This is a genomic window from Micromonospora sp. CNZ303, from assembly GCF_004345505.1.
Map to the genome: position 1 here is coordinate 321,318 of NZ_SLVT01000006.1, position 13,522 is coordinate 334,839.

The following is a 13,522-nucleotide window of genomic DNA, read 5'->3' on the forward strand; positions in this document are numbered from 1 at the left end:
CTCCTCGTCAGACGGTGCCGGCGGGCACGCGGGCACGGCGGACCAGCAGGACGGCGGCGCCGGGCAGGCTGGCGGCGAGCACCAGGACCCCGTACACCGTGGCGGTGGCGACGCCCTCGGCGGCGCCCAGGCCGGCGGCGCCGAACGCCCACGCGGCCACGCCCTCGCGCGGGCCGAAGCCGGCGACGTTCACCGGCACCCCCATGGCCAGCAGCGCCAGCAGCGTCAGCGGCACCAGCAGGGTCAGCGGCGCGGTGGAGCCGGCGGTGCGCGCGGCCAGCACGAACGTCGCGAGGTGCCCGGCGACGGCCACGGCGGAGGCCACGAGCACGCCCAGCCAGGCGCGGCGACCGAGCAGCCCGGCGCGCACGTCGGCCACCGCCGCACGCGCCGCGCGCGCCCACCGCGACGGCCCGGCGGCGGGCAGCGCGCGGGCCAGCAGGACGACGCCCAGCCCGACGGCGGCCAGCAGCGCCGCCACCGCCGGCAGGTGGGGCCGCACCGGCGACGGGAACGCGGCGAGCACGACCACCGCCACGGCGGCGAGCACGACCTGCCCGGCGACGCGTTCCCACACCACCGCCCGGACCCCCCGGCCGACGTCGCCGACGTCGCGGCCGTGCCGCACCGCCCGGTGCACGTCGCCGAGCACACCGCCGGGGAGAGTCGAGTTCAGGAACACCGCCCGGTAGCAGTGCGCGAGCGCCGTCGGCAGCGGCAGCCGCACCCCCAGCCCGTTGGCGACAATGCTCCACCGCCAGGCGCAGCAGCCCGTGGTCAGCGCTCCGATGGCGACGGCGGCGGCCAGCGCCGGACCGTCGACCAGGCGGAGCCCGGCGAGGAACGGGCCGGCGCCCAGCCAGCCCAGCAGCACGGCCAGCACGCCCCCGCCACCGAGCGTCCGCACCCACGGCCAGCACCGGCGCGCCACCGGCCGGGCCCGTCCCGGACGCGCGCCCCGCCGGCGGGCGCGCACCGGCGGGGCGCCCGGTTCAGCCACCGCCGGCCAGCAGGTCGAGGTGCTCGACCAGCACGTCGAGCCGGCCGGCGGCGATCTCGGCGCGGCGCCGGCGGGCGTACGCCCGGGTCGGGCCGGTCAGCTCGGGCCGCTGCTCGCAGGCGGCATCGAGCCAGCCGGTGAACCACTCGCCGGCCAGCTCCGCCCGCTGCGGGCCGAGCCGCCACGGGCTGGGCCGCAGGACCACGTCGACGCCGTGCCGGGCGAACGCCGCCGCACAGGCGTGCACGGCGTCCGGCCCGAGCAGGGCGCGTCCGTCGACCGTGCGTCGCTGGTGGTCGTTGAAGGCGGCGGCGATCCGCCCGTCCCACGGATCCGCCGGGGTGAGCCGCACCCGGCCGGTCACCGACAGGGCCAGCAGGGCCGGGCGGCCCGCCCCGGCGCAGGCCGCGACGAGCCGCTCGATCTCCGCCGCGGTGAGCATGTCCAGCAGCGCGGACGCGGTGACCAGCGACGCGTCGGCCAGGTCGGCGGCCGTCAGCCGGGTGAGGTCGCCGCGGCGGACCTCGACGGTGACCGGGCCACCGTCGCCGGCGACGGCGGGCATCCCGGCGGCCGCGCGGGCGAGCAGGTCGGCGTCGGCGTCGTGCAGGATCCAGTGCTGCGGGCCGGGCAGCCGCGGCGCGAGCCAGCGGCCCATCGCGCCGGTGCCGGCGCCGAGGTCGTGCACCACGAGCGGTCCGGCGCCGGCCAGCCGGGGGCGGACCAGATCCACCAGGTCCTCGGCGCGGGCCGCCGCGTCGGCGGGCTCCCGCAGCGCCAGCCAGTGCGCGAAGTGCGGCGGCAGGTGCCCGGTCATGCCGCGACCGTCCCGGCCAGCACCGCGCCCGCGACCGTCGCGGGGACCGTCCAGTCGTCGAGCGTGCGCCGCCGCCCGCGCGCCGCCCGCCGCAGCGCCCGGCGCAGGTCGGGCTCGCCGAGCCAGCGCCGCAGCGCGCCGGCCAGGGCCGCCGGGTCGTCGGGCGGCACGAGCAGTCCCGGCGCCGCGCCGTCGGGCGCACGGCCCAGGGCCTCGGGCAGCCCGCCGGCCGCCGTGGCGAGCACCGGCACGCCCCGCGCGAGGGCCTCGGTGACCACCATCCCGTACGTCTCCCGGCGCGAGGCCAGCACCAGCAGGTCGGCGGCGGCGTACGCGGTGTGCAGGGCCGCCCCGGTGCGCGGGCCGACCAGGCGCACCCGGTCGGCGAGACCGTGCCCGCTCAGCCGCCGCCGCAGGGCCGCCACGAACCCCGGGTCCCGGGTCAGCGGCCCCACGCAGACGCAGCCCCAGGGCAGGTCGGCGACCGCCGCCAGGGCCTCCACCAGCACGTCGTGCCCCTTGTGCGGGGCGAGGGCGGCGACGCAGAGCAGGTTCCCGCCGGCCGGTGACCCGGGCGCGGGCGGGGCCGGGTCCACGCCGGGCCGGGCGACGTGCACCCGGTCGGCCGGCAGCGCGTACCGGTCGAGCAGCCGCCGCCGGGTCCACTCACTGGTGGTGACGACCGCGCCGGCGGCGGCCAGGGCGGCGGCCTCGGCGTCGTGCTCTAGCGGCAGGTGCACGAGGACGACGAGGCGCAGCCGCCGGGCGTGCGGGGCGAGCACCTCCGGCACGCAGGAGGCGACCAGACCGTCGAGCAGGACCGGCGCCCGGTTGGGCAGCGTCGCGAGCACCGTGGCGAGCCCGGCGCGCGCGGCCCGGTCGGGGCGGGGCCAGTCGCCGGGCACGGCGTGTTCGCGGACCGTCCAGCCGGCCGCCGCGAGGCCCCGGCAGAGCCGGCGGTCGTAGCCGTTGCCGCCGCTCGGCTCGGCCGGGTCGTCGATGTCGTTCGGCAGCACGACGTGCACCGTCGCCATTCAGAGTGACCGTTCGTAGCTGGCCCAGGCGACGTGCGACTCGTGCAGGGTGACGGTGATGCCGGCCAGGCCGCGCGCGCCCGCACCGAGGTCGCCGGCGCGTATCCGCTCGGCGAGGCGGTCGGCGACCGCGCGGGCCAGCACCTCGGTGGTCGTGTTCACCCCGGCGAAGGCCGGGTCGTCGTCGAGGTTGCGGTAGGTCAGCTCCCCGAGCACCGCCTTGAGCTGGTCGGTGGCGAGCCCGATGTCGACCACCACGCCGTCGGCGTCGAGGTCGGGGCGGCGGAAGGTGGCGTCCACGACGAAGGTCGCCCCGTGCAGGCGCTGCGCCGGGCCGAACACCTCCCCCCGGAAGCTGTGGGCGATCATCATGTGGTCCCGGACGGTCACGCTGAACACGGGTCACTCTCCGTCGTAGGTGATGAGGTGGCACAGGGCGGGGAGGCTGCCGGCGGTCAGCCGGGCCAGCACGTCGGGCAGCTCCGCGAAGCGGGACTCGCCGGTGAGCAGCGCGTCGAAGGCGGGATCGGCGAGCAGCTCCAGGGCGAGCCCCAGCCGGTCGGCGAAGCTGCGGCTGCCCCGTCGGGCCGGCGCGACGGCGCCCACCTGGCTGCCGCGCACGCTCAGCCGTCCGGAGTGGAACGCCCCGCCCAGCGCCAGCGCGACGGTGCGGTCGCCGTACCAGCTCAGCTCGACGACGGTGCCCTCCGGCCGGAGCAGCTCCAGCGAGCGTTGCAGGCCGGCGGCGGTGGCGCTGGCGTGCACCACGAGGTCCCGCCCGCCGGCGGCCTCCGCCGGCGGGGCGAAGCCGACGCCGAGCGCGGCGGCGACGGTCGCCCGGGCCGGGTCGGTGTCGACCAGTTCCACCCGCACGCCGGGGAAGCGGGCGAGCAGCGCCGCCACGCAGCAGCCGACCATGCCGCCGCCGACCACGCTCACCCGGTCGCCGACCAGGGGCGCGGCGTCCCAGAGCGCGTTCACCGCCGTCTCCACCGTCCCGGCGAGCACCGCGCGGGCGGGCGGCACCGCGTCCGGCACGGGCACCACGGCGGCGGCCGGGACCACGTACGCGGTCTGGTGCGGGTGCAGGCAGAACACGGTCCGGCCGCGCAGCTCGGCCGGGCCCCGCTCAACCACCCCCACGTTGAGGTAGCCGTACTTCACCGGCGCCGGGAAGTCCCCCTCCTGGAACGGGGCGCGCATCGCCGCGTGCTGGTCGGCGGGGACGCGGCCGGCGAAGACCAGCGTCTCCGTGCCCCGGCTGACGCCGGAGTACCGGCTGCGGACGAGCACCTCGTCCGGGCCGGGGTCGGCGAGCGGAGCCGACCGGATCTCACCCTCGCCGGGCGTACGCAGCCAGAAGGCGCGCGCCTCACCGGTCACCGGCTCCTCCTCACCCGCATCCGGGGCGAACCGAACGGCGGTATTTCCCGTAGTTCCTGTCGGATGTCGTCGACGATAGACACGGAGGCACGGTGCCCACGGTTCGAAAAGGCCCGGCGATCGGGCTGATCGTCCAGATTGTCCTGTTGGCGGGGCTGGCCGCGACGGTCGGTCTCGGCCCGGCGGGCTGGCTCGCCGGGGCCGCGTACGGGGCGGCGCTGTGCCTGATCCTCGACCGGGGGCTGCGCCGGTCCGGCTCGTACGCCCTCGGGCCGGCCGACCGGGTGACGCTGGCCCGGGCGCTCCTCGTCGGCGGCGTGACGGCGCTGACCGGGGACGCGCTCGCCCCGACCGCCGTCGACCGGGCCGCGTCGGCCGGGGTGCTGGTCGCCCTCACCGCCGTGGCGCTGGCCCTCGACGCCGTCGACGGGTACGTGGCCCGGCGCACCGGCACCGCCAGCGCGCTGGGCGCCCGCTTCGACATGGAGGTCGACGCGTTCCTCATCCTCGTCCTCGGGGCGGCCGTCGCGCCCGCCGTGGGCGCCTGGGTGCTCGCCCTCGGCGGCATGCGGTACGCGTTCGTCGCCGCCGGGTGGGTGCTGCCCTGGCTGCGCCGGCCGCTGCCCCCGAGGTACTGGCGCAAGGTCGTCGCGGCGGCGCAGGGCGTGCTGCTGCTGGTCGCGGCCGCCGGGGTGCTGCCCGGGCCGGGCGACGCGCTGGTGCTGGCGGTCGCGCTGGCCCTGCTCGTCGAGTCGTTCGGCCGCGACGTCGGATGGCTGTGGCGGCGCCGCTCGGCCCGGGCGGCGCCGCCGGGCGCCCCGCGCCGCCGGATCCGGCCCGCGGCGGTACGCCCCGACCTCGTCGCCGCCCGTGACTGACCGGCCCCCGGCGCCGCCCGCGAACAGCCGGCACCCGTCGCCGCAGGCGACCGAGCCGACATGGTCGCCGCCCGCGACCGACCGGCCCCCGTCGCCGCCCGCGACCGAGCCGACCTCGTCGCCGCGCACGAACGGCCGGCCCCCGTCGCCCTTCGCAAACTCGTCGCCGCCCGCGAACAGCCGGCCCTTGTCGCCGCCCGAAACCGGCCGGTCGGTCGTCGGGGCGCGCGGCCCTACCTTCGACGGAGCGGGCGGGAGGCGGCGGGGCGCGGCGCGGGTGACGACCGCGCTGGCCGCCCTGCTCGTTCTGGTCGCCCTGACCGCGCCGCACCAGCCGGCCCGGCTCACACCCGGCGCGTTCGTGCGGGTGCCTGTCGAAGGCCTGCTCGCGGTCGCCGTGCTGCTCGCCCTGCCGGCCCGCGCGCGGCGGCCGGTGGCGGCGCTCGCCGGCGCGCTGCTCGGGTTGCTGGCCCTGCTGAAGGTCGCCGACCTGGGCTTCCTCGCGACCCTCGGCCGCCCCTTCGACCTGGTGCTCGACTGGGCCCTGCTCGACGACGCGCTCGGGTTCCTCACCGATTCGGTCGGGCGGGCGGGCGCCGCCGGGGCGGGCGTCGCGGCCGTGCTGCTGCTCGCCGCCGTGCTCCTCGCGACGACGCGGTCCGTGCTGCGGCTGACCCCCCTGCTGGTGCGGCACCGCGCCACGACCCGGCGCGCGGTCGCCGCACTGGTGGTGGCCTGGCTGGCCTGCGCCACGTTCGGCGTGCGGGTGTCCCCCGGCGTGCCGGTGGCCGACGCCGCCGCGACCGACCTGGTCGGCGACCACGCCCGCCAGGTACGCGCCCGGCTGCGCGACCGGGAGGTCTTCGCGGCCCAGGTCGGCGTCGACGCGTTCCGGGACGCCCCCGGCGACCGCCTGCTGACCGCGCTGCGCGGCAAGGACGTGGTGGTCGCCTTCGTGGAGAGCTACGGGCGCGACGCGGTGGAGAACCCGGAGTACGCCCCGGGCGTGGGCGCCGTGCTGGCCGACGGGGACCGCCGGCTGCGGGCCGCCGGCTTCGCCTCGCGCAGCGGGTTCCTCACCTCGCCGACCACCGGCGGCGGCAGCTGGCTGGCCCACGCCACGCTGCTGTCCGGCATGTGGGTGGAGAACGACCAGCGGCACCGCAGCCTGCTGGCCAGCGACCGGTTGACGCTGGGCGGCGCCTTCCGGCGGGCCGGGTGGCGGACGGTGGGGGTGATGCCGGCCGCCACCCGGCCCTGGCCGGAGGGTGCCTTCTTCGGCTACGAACGCTTCTACGACGCCCGCAGCCTCGACTACCGGGGGCCGAAGTTCAGCTACGCCCCGATGCCCGACCAGTACACCCTGGCGACCTTCGAACGCCTGGAACGCTCCCGGGCGGATCGCGCCCCGGTGATGGCCGAGATCGCGCTCGTGTCCAGCCACTCCCCCTGGACGAAGATCCCGCGACTCGTCGACTGGTCTCGGGTCGGCGACGGGAGCGTCTTCCACGGCGAGAGCACCGGCAACCCGTCGTCGCAGCCCCGCGCCGGCTACCGCCGCTCCGTCGAGTACTCCCTGGGCACCCTCGTGTCCTACCTGGAGCCCCACGGCGACGACGACCTCGTGCTGGTCTTCCTCGGCGACCACCAACCCGCTCCGGTCGTCACCGGCGCCGGGGCGAGCCGGGACGTGCCGGTCACCGTCGTCGCCCGGGACCCGGCCGTGCTCGACCGGATCTCGGGATGGGGCTGGGACGACGGACTCCGGCCCGGGCCGCGCGCGCCGGTCTGGCCGATGGACGCCTTCCGCGACCGGTTCCTCACCGCCTTCGGCGGCTGACCACGCCCACGCGACACCGTGGGCGGCCCGCCCCCGGAGTGCCCGACGGCCCACCTCCGCAGCACCGGGCGAGGGCCACCGTCGGGGCACCGGACGGAGACCGCGTCGGGGCACCGAGCGGGCCACCCCGGGGCACCGGGCGGGGCGCCGTCGGGCGCGGGCCCGTCGGGGTGTTCGCGGCACGGGCCGGTTCCGTCAGCGGGGTGCCACGAGGCCGGCGTAGTCGTCGGCGGTCAGGGGCCGGCGGGACAGCGCCCCGTCGGCGCGCGGCACCCCCAGCGGGGCTCCGGCCCGGAAGAAGGCCACGGTGTCGACGTCGGAGCGGGCGGTGAGGGTGCAGACGATCTGCCCGAAGGCGAGGACCTCGTCGCTGCGGCCCGTCTCGTCGCCGGCCCCGCCGAGGTCCACGTCGACCTCGTTGCCCCGCGGCCGGGCGGCGGCGACCGGGACGGCCCCGGGCAGCGCCGTCGTGAGGCCCCGGTCGCGCTCGGCGGTGGTCGGACCGGCCAGCAGGTGCTGGAGCTGGGCGTCGACGGTGGGCGTGCCGTCGACCCGACGCTCGACGCGGACCAGCCGGTCGTCGCTGACGAAGCAGAGGACCTCCGTCGTCCGCCCCGCGGTCAGGGTGGGGGTCGGTGTCGCCACGATCGCCCCCGGCGAGGGGAACGGCCCGGGCGGGGGTGCCACGGCGCGCGGGGCGCCCTCGGTCGGGACGCCGCAGCCGCCCAGCAGCCCCAGCACGACGAGCGCGCCGCCGACGGCCCGCCACCGGCCCGCGCGGCGGGTCACGGCAGCACCCCGGGCAGCTCGACCCGGAAGCGGGCGCCCCCGCCGGGGCGGTCGCCCGCGCCGGCCCGCCCCCGGTGCGCGGCGGCGTGCTGCGCGACGATGGCCAGCCCGAGCCCGGTGCCGTCGCCGTCGGCCCGCGAGTGCGCGGCCCGGCCACGGACGAAGCGGTCGAAGATGGGGTCACGGTCCTCCGGCGGCACGCCCGGCCCCTCGTCGTCGACCTCGACGATCCCCGTCCCGTCCCGCTGCGACAGCCGTACGGCCACCGGCCCGCCGCCGTGGCGCAGCGCGTTGTCGACCAGGTTGGCCAGGATCTGCTCGACCCGACGCTCGTCGACCAGCCAGGTGGGCGGCACACCCGCGCCGACCCGGACGAGCGTGGCCGGCAGCCCACGGACCTGACAGACGCGCCGGGCCAGCGCCGCCACGTCGACCGGCGTCCGGTCGACCGGCTGGTCGCTGCGGGCCAGCTGGATGAGGTCGTCGACCAGCTGCTGGAACCGGGTGATCTCGTCGGCCACGAGGCCGGCGGCGGTGGCGGTGCGCTCGTCGAGGTGGGCCCGGCGACGGGCCAGGACGCTGGCCGCGGCCGAGAGGGTCTGCAACGGCGAGCGCAGCTCGTGGCTGACGTCGGCGGCGAAGCGCCGGTCCCGCTCGATCCGCCGGGAGAGCTGGTCGACCATGTGGTTGAACGAGGTGGAGAGCCGGGTGAGATCGGGGTCGGTGGTCGCGGCGAGCCGGGCGGAGAAGTTGCCCGCCGCGATCTCCTGTGCGGCGTCGGCCACCGCCGTCAGCGGCCGCAGGCTGTGCCGGGTGGCGTACCAGCCCAGGGCGGCGCCGGACCCGGCGACCACGATGGCCACGGCGGTCAGTGCCAGCGCCAGGACCCGCAGGGTCTGGTCCAGCTCGCGCAGCGACGTCAGCTCGTAGTAGCTGGTGGACGGGGCCAACGGCAGGCCGACGAGCAGGGTGGGCTGGCCGTTGACCCGGACCCGCTGCACGGCCGGTTCCCCGGCGTGAACGAGCTGTTGCAGGTCGACCGGGATGGCGGCGGTCAGGCCGGCGTCGGCCGTACGGGCGTACCAGTCGTCGCCGCGGTGCAGCAGCGGCCGGCGGTTGCCGCCGGTGTCGAGGGACCGCAGCACCTCCACCACGTCGGGGGCCTCCGTGTCCAGGCCGGTACGCACCACCGCCGCGTCGAAGTACGCCGCCCGCACGGCGGTGCGCTCCCGCTCGTCCAGCAGGGATCGCCTGGTCAGCTCGTAGGAGACCAGCGCCATCGAGGCCGACAGCAGCAGCGCGCCGACCGCGAACCCGGCGGACACCCGGGCCCGCAGTCCGAGGCGTCTCACCGGGTCAGCTTGTAGCCGAGGCCGCGCAGGGTGACCAGGTGCCGGGGGTTGCCCGGATCGTCCTCGATCTTCTGCCGCAGCCGACCCACGTGCACGTCGACGAGCCGCTCGTCGCCGGTGTCGTAGCCCCAGACCCGTTGCAGCAGCTGGTGGCGCGACAGCACCCGGCCGGCGTGCTCGGCCAGCTCGCACAGGAGCCGGAACTCGGTGCGGGTGACCGGCACCGGCTGCCCCGCCAGGCGTACCTCCCCGGCGTCCGGGCTGATCTCCAGCTGCCCGAAGGTGAGCACCGGTACCGGCTCGGGCGTCGCCCGGGCCCGGCGCCGCAGGGCGCGCAGCCGCGCCGACAGTTCCTTGATCGCCACCGGCTTGACCACGTAGTCGTCGGCCCCCGCCTCCAGTGCCGCGACGATGTCGTGGGTGTCGTCGCGGGCGCTGACCACCACGATCGGCACGTCGTCGTCGCGGCGCAGCCGTCGGATGCACTCGAAGCCGTCGAGGCCCGGCAGCATCAGGTCGACCAGTACGGTGTCGGCCGGCTCCCGGCGTTGCCGCAGCAGTCCCTCCTCGGCGGTGGCCACGCCCCGGACGCGGTAGCCCTCGTCCTCGAGCGCGAGCAGCAACGCCAGACGGATCCGGTCGTCGTCCTCGATCACCAGCACGTCCGTCATACCGGCATCATCCCCAAGGCGGCGACGGGCGCCCAACCGTGTCCGGCGTTCGGCGGTTTTGTCACGCAACTGTCATACAACCGCGTGACCCGCGCCACGGGCGGCGCCGAGGGTGGTGGGGAAACACCCGTGGGCCGGCTGCCGTCGGCCAGCCGGCCCGGCAGGAGGGACCAGATGACCGTCGCCGGTCTCCTCACCGCGCTCGCCGTCGGTCTCCTCGTCGCCGGGGCGGGCTGGTGGGTGACCCCACGTCGGCGGGAGGTGCCGGCCTGGCTGGCCCTGGTGGCGGGGATCGTCACCGCGCTGCTCGGCGTCATCCTGGCCCGCATCGTCGGCCTCGACACCGACCGGTCGGGCGCGTGGCGCGTCGGCGTGCCGGCCGCCTCGGCTGTCGTCGGCGTCGCCCTCGTGGCGGCCACGGCCGGTCCCCGGCGCACCGCCGCCCCGCCGCGCGGGACGGGGCCGGACCTCGACACCGCCCAGACGCCGCCGGTCGCGGGCCGGCGCGTGGCACGGCCCGACCTCCCGTGGAGGAAGACACGATGACCGTCGTACCGGACGAGCACCTGATGACGTTGATCTGCGACAGCTGCGGGGACACGACCACGGGCACCGCCTGCGTCCTGCCCGACGCCGAGGTCGTCTGGACCCTGGTGGCCGAACACGGCTGGAGCGGCTCGCCGTTCGCCACGGGCCCGCACCGCTGTCCCCGGTGCAGCCTGCCGGGTCTCGCGGGCGGGGGCGACGCCGACGCCACCGGTCAGGGCGGGGTGCCGGGCGTGGACCACCTCGACGACGTCGCGGCGGCGACGGCCGCCGGGAACGTCGACGTCGACACCGCCGACGAGCTGCGGTCCGCGCTGGATCAGGCAGTGGATGTCGGCGGGCACGTGGTGGTCGACCTGACCCGGGTGCACCTCATCGACGCCGGCGGGCTCGCGCTGCTCGTCCGGGCCCACCGCGACGCCCGGGAGCGCGGCGCCGTGCTCTGCCTGGCCGCTCCGTCCCGTTTCATCCGCACCGTGCTGCACACCATGCGGCTCGACGGGCTGTTCCCGGTCTTCGCGAGCCCGCAGGAGGCGTTCCGGCGGCTCTCCCCGGGCGGGGCAGGTGACACCGCCGGGCTGGCGGCCGTCGCCGCCGGGCCGGATCCGCGCGGCCTGCGTGCGGCGGCGGTGACCGACGCGTCGTCCCGCTGATCCGATCGCCGGGCCGGGGTGGCCCGGCCGCCGACCATCGAGAGGAAGCACGCCATGCGCATCCCCTGGCCGTACCCGGACGAGGGCGGGTTCCGCCCCGAGCCGCCGGGCCCCTCGCCGGACGACGAGAACGGCCGGTTGGCGGCGCTGGTCGCCCAGCGGCTGAGCAGCGACTGGACCACCCGTCGCCAGCAGATCGTGGTGACCGTGCAGAACCGCGTCGTCATCCTCGCGGGCATCGTGACCGGCCCGGAGACCCGGCGGGTGGCCGGCGAGATCGCCTGGGACGTCCGGGGGGTCGCCGACGTCTGCAACGCCCTGCGGCTCGCCGCCTCGCGCCGGCCCCGCCACTGAACGCCCGCCACTGAACGCTGAACGCCGGCCCCTTCATCGAGCGCCCGCTCCCGACGACCGCCGCGGCGTCCGGCCGGGTGGACCGGTCCTCCCGGCCGAGTCCGATCCCCGGAGGGCCGGCGTCCCGGGGACGGGTCAGGTCGCAGGCTGGTCGACCGGGCAGGCGTACGCCGTGCGACCGCCCAGCTGCCATGTGCGCACCCGGGCGCCGCAGCGCCGGCAGGTCGGCCGCTTGTAGACCCACCGCTCGTCGGGCGCCGCCGGGTCGCTGACCACCTGGCCGGCGTCGCGGCCCAGCGTCAGGTGTCCGACGGTGAGCTCCCACAGCCGGCGGGCCGGTGCCGGCCCGACCGCCCGGGCGTCGGGGTCGAGGCCGGCGAGGAAGAGCAGCTCCGCCCGCCAGGCGTTGCCGAGGCCCGCCCACACCGCCTGGTCGAGCAGCGCCGCGCCGACCGCGCCCCTGGCGGCGCCGAGCCGGCGTACGGCGTCCTCGCCGTCGGCGTCGGCGCGCAGCGGGTCCGGGCCGAGCGAGGCCCGCAGCGCGCGCTCGCCGTCGTCCGGGAGCGGTTCGCAGCGGATGGGCGCGATCAGGTCGTACGCGACGCCGGCGCGGGCCAGGCGCAGCCGGACGCCCTTGCGGGGCGGGACGGCCGGGTCGTCGTGGCGCAGGAACAGCCCGCGCATGCCGAGGTGCACGTGCAGGGCCGGCGCGTCGTCGACGTGGTAGAGCAGGTGCTTGCCGTACGCCTCCACCGCGCGCAACCGCCGCCCGTCGTACGGGCCGGCGTCGAGGCGGCCCTGCGGGCTGGACACGGCGAGGACCTGCCCGGCGAGGGCGGCGTGCTGCTCGCGCGCGTACCGGTGGACGAGGTGGCCCTCGGGCATGCGGTCCGGGTACCCGCGGCACGGGCACGAAAACGGCGCGTCCGGAGCGCGGGAACAACACCGATCGGTCCGCAGTTGTCCCTTTCGTGACCGACGCTGCCCCGCACCCGCGGCTGTTCGACATCCGGCGGATCTACGTGGAGCCGGAGGCCGCCGCGCTGCCCCGTGGGCGGGCCGTGCTGGAGCGCTTTCCCGACGCGGAGCGCGTCGAGGTCGAGAGCCACTCCCGCATCCCGGAGCTGTACGGCGACGAGACGAATGTGGCCCGGTGGGTGCGGATCAAGACGGAGGCCCTGGTCCTGGGGGTCAAGAAGTCCCTCACCGCCCGCCCGAACGGCCGCTCGGCCGACTTCATCGCCCCGTCCACGGCGAACGGCTGCGCGATGGCGTGCGCCTACTGCTACGTGCCGCGCCGCAAGGGCTACAGCAACCCGGTGACGGTCTTCGCCAACATCGACCGGATCACCGGCTACCTGGGCCGGCACGTGGGTCGGCAGGGCGTCAAGGGTGAGCCGAACCAGTGCGACCCCGCCGCCTGGGTCTACGACATCGGCGAGAACTCCGACTGCTCGCTGGACGCCCGCATCTCCGACAACGTCCGGGACCTGGTGACGCTGTTCCGGGGCCTGCCCACGGCGAAGGCCACGTTCGCCACGAAGCACGTCAACCGTGACCTGCTCGACTGGGATCCCCGGGGCCGGACCCGCGTCCGGTTCTCGCTGATGCCGGCCCGCGACGCCAAGCTGCTCGACATCCGGACGTCCCCGGTCGCGGAGCGGTTGGCCGCCGTCGACGACTTCGTCGCGGCCGGCTACGAGGTGCACGTCAACTTCAGCCCGGTGGTGGTCCGCGACGGGTGGCTGGACGACTGGGCGGAGCTGCTCGACCAGCTCGACGACGCGCTCGGGCCCGCCGCCAAGGCACAGCTCGCCGCCGAGGTCATCTTCCTGACCCACAACGACCGGCTGCACGAGGTGAACCTCGGCTGGCACCCGAAGGCCGAGGAGATCCTCTGGCGGCCGGATCTCCAGCAGCCGAAGCGGTCGCAGACCGGCGGCTGGAACGTGCGGTACCGCACCGGCAGAAAGGGCGCCTACGTGGCGGCGTTGACGGACCTGATCGCCACGAAGGCGCCGTACTGCCGGGTCCGCTACGCGTTCTGACGGGCTCCCGTTCACGGAAAGCAGTTCAGGGCCACCCCGAAGGGTGGCCCTGAACTGAAAGATTGTCCGGCGGTGTCCTACTCTCCCACACCCTCCCGAGTGCAGTACCATCGGCGCTGGAGGGCTTAGCTTCCGGGTTCGGAATGTAACCGGGCGT

Annotated in this window: 13 protein-coding genes, 1 rRNA gene and 2 pseudogenes; 6 read left to right on the forward strand and 10 right to left on the reverse strand. The window is 77.1% G+C overall.

Annotation, left to right across the window (positions count from 1 at the left end):
- Positions 1-7 precede the first annotated feature (7 nt).
- From EV374_RS13045 to EV374_RS13065, 5 genes are read right to left on the reverse strand one after another with little or no spacing between them, the layout of a single operon-like run.
- Entirely contained in the window at positions 8-976 is a 969-nt protein-coding gene (locus tag EV374_RS13045) for a lysylphosphatidylglycerol synthase domain-containing protein (protein WP_132235079.1), read from the reverse strand.
- A gap of 16 nt (positions 977-992) precedes the next feature.
- The gene (locus tag EV374_RS13050) at positions 993-1,817 is read right to left on the reverse strand and encodes a methyltransferase domain-containing protein (RefSeq protein ID WP_132234988.1); all 825 of its coding nucleotides are present in this window, start codon (positions 1,815-1,817) and stop codon (positions 993-995) included.
- Positions 1,814-2,851, reverse strand: a complete 1,038-nt coding sequence (locus EV374_RS13055) for a glycosyltransferase family 4 protein (protein WP_132234991.1) — start codon at positions 2,849-2,851, stop codon at positions 1,814-1,816. Before EV374_RS13055 ends, EV374_RS13050 begins: the two co-directional genes overlap by 4 nt.
- Positions 2,852-3,250 carry a 6-carboxytetrahydropterin synthase gene (locus EV374_RS13060; protein ID WP_132234994.1) on the reverse strand — a complete coding sequence of 133 codons (399 nt, stop codon included), beginning with the start codon at positions 3,248-3,250 and terminating at the stop codon, positions 2,852-2,854. It abuts the gene before it with no gap.
- Positions 3,251-3,253: 3 nt separating this feature from the next.
- Positions 3,254-4,234: a zinc-dependent alcohol dehydrogenase gene (locus EV374_RS13065; RefSeq protein WP_132234997.1), complete on the reverse strand. Its 981-nt coding sequence runs from the start codon at positions 4,232-4,234 to the stop codon at positions 3,254-3,256.
- Positions 4,235-4,326: 92 nt separating this feature from the next.
- On the opposite strand from EV374_RS13065, the pseudogene EV374_RS13070 reads away from it, so the two are divergent.
- Positions 4,327-5,079 (forward strand): annotated as a pseudogene (locus EV374_RS13070) (CDP-alcohol phosphatidyltransferase family protein); the annotation flags it as partial.
- Between the two features lie 211 nt (positions 5,080-5,290).
- A pseudogene (locus tag EV374_RS13075) lies at positions 5,291-6,952 on the forward strand (sulfatase-like hydrolase/transferase); the annotation flags it as partial.
- Between the two features lie 195 nt (positions 6,953-7,147).
- On the opposite strand, the gene EV374_RS13080 reads toward EV374_RS13075, so the two are convergent.
- Genes EV374_RS13080 through EV374_RS13090 form a run of 3 tightly spaced genes read right to left on the reverse strand, consistent with a single transcriptional unit; the run spans position 7,148 to position 9,764 of the window.
- Positions 7,148-7,741: a GerMN domain-containing protein gene (locus tag EV374_RS13080; protein WP_132235003.1), complete on the reverse strand. Its 594-nt coding sequence runs from the start codon at positions 7,739-7,741 to the stop codon at positions 7,148-7,150.
- Positions 7,738-9,093 (reverse strand): sensor histidine kinase, encoded by a 1,356-nt coding sequence (locus EV374_RS13085; protein WP_132235005.1) that lies wholly within the window; start codon positions 9,091-9,093, stop codon positions 7,738-7,740. The genes EV374_RS13080 and EV374_RS13085 overlap by 4 nt, the downstream gene beginning before the upstream one ends.
- Positions 9,090-9,764 carry a response regulator transcription factor gene (locus EV374_RS13090; protein WP_132235007.1) on the reverse strand — a complete coding sequence of 225 codons (675 nt, stop codon included), beginning with the start codon at positions 9,762-9,764 and terminating at the stop codon, positions 9,090-9,092. The genes EV374_RS13085 and EV374_RS13090 overlap by 4 nt, the downstream gene beginning before the upstream one ends.
- A 174-nt stretch (positions 9,765-9,938) precedes the next feature.
- Between EV374_RS13090 and EV374_RS13095 the strand changes: the two genes are divergently transcribed.
- Genes EV374_RS13095 through EV374_RS13105 form a run of 3 tightly spaced genes read left to right on the forward strand, consistent with a single transcriptional unit; the run spans position 9,939 to position 11,317 of the window.
- Positions 9,939-10,310, forward strand: a complete 372-nt coding sequence (locus EV374_RS13095; protein WP_132235009.1) for a GlsB/YeaQ/YmgE family stress response membrane protein — start codon at positions 9,939-9,941, stop codon at positions 10,308-10,310.
- On the forward strand, positions 10,307-10,963 hold the full coding sequence (locus tag EV374_RS13100) for an STAS domain-containing protein (RefSeq protein ID WP_132235011.1): 657 nt from the start codon (positions 10,307-10,309) through the stop codon (positions 10,961-10,963). Before EV374_RS13095 ends, EV374_RS13100 begins: the two co-directional genes overlap by 4 nt.
- Positions 10,964-11,017: 54 nt before the next feature.
- Positions 11,018-11,317, forward strand: coding sequence for a BON domain-containing protein (locus EV374_RS13105; protein ID WP_132235013.1), 300 nt, complete (start codon positions 11,018-11,020; stop codon positions 11,315-11,317).
- Between the two features lie 135 nt (positions 11,318-11,452).
- Here the strand turns inward: EV374_RS13105 and EV374_RS13110 are convergent, their stop codons facing one another.
- Positions 11,453-12,202 (reverse strand): DNA glycosylase, encoded by a 750-nt coding sequence (locus EV374_RS13110; RefSeq protein ID WP_132235015.1) that lies wholly within the window; start codon positions 12,200-12,202, stop codon positions 11,453-11,455.
- Between the two features lie 86 nt (positions 12,203-12,288).
- Here EV374_RS13110 and EV374_RS13115 point away from each other — a divergent pair, with 86 nt between their 5' ends.
- Complete coding sequence (locus EV374_RS13115) at positions 12,289-13,365, forward strand: spore photoproduct lyase family protein (protein ID WP_207914141.1); 1,077 nt, start codon at positions 12,289-12,291, stop codon at positions 13,363-13,365.
- 64 nt (positions 13,366-13,429) lie between these two features.
- Here the strand turns inward: EV374_RS13115 and rrf are convergent.
- A 5S ribosomal RNA gene (rrf, locus tag EV374_RS13120) occupies positions 13,430-13,522 on the reverse strand; the annotation flags it as partial.

Bases quoted from the DNA above. Each gene is read 5' to 3' on its own strand.
- EV374_RS13050 (WP_132234988.1), bottom strand. From the start codon at position 1,817: ATGACCGGGCACCTGCCGCCGCACTTCGCGCACTGGCTGGCGCTGCGG.
- EV374_RS13055 (WP_132234991.1), bottom strand. From the start codon at position 2,851: ATGGCGACGGTGCACGTCGTGCTGCCGAACGACATCGACGACCCGGCC.
- EV374_RS13090 (WP_132235007.1), bottom strand. From the start codon at position 9,764: ATGACGGACGTGCTGGTGATCGAGGACGACGACCGGATCCGTCTGGCG.
- EV374_RS13095 (WP_132235009.1), top strand. From the start codon at position 9,939: ATGACCGTCGCCGGTCTCCTCACCGCGCTCGCCGTCGGTCTCCTCGTC.
- EV374_RS13100 (WP_132235011.1), top strand. From the start codon at position 10,307: ATGACCGTCGTACCGGACGAGCACCTGATGACGTTGATCTGCGACAGC.
- EV374_RS13105 (WP_132235013.1), top strand. From the start codon at position 11,018: ATGCGCATCCCCTGGCCGTACCCGGACGAGGGCGGGTTCCGCCCCGAG.
- EV374_RS13110 (WP_132235015.1), bottom strand. From the start codon at position 12,202: ATGCCCGAGGGCCACCTCGTCCACCGGTACGCGCGCGAGCAGCACGCC.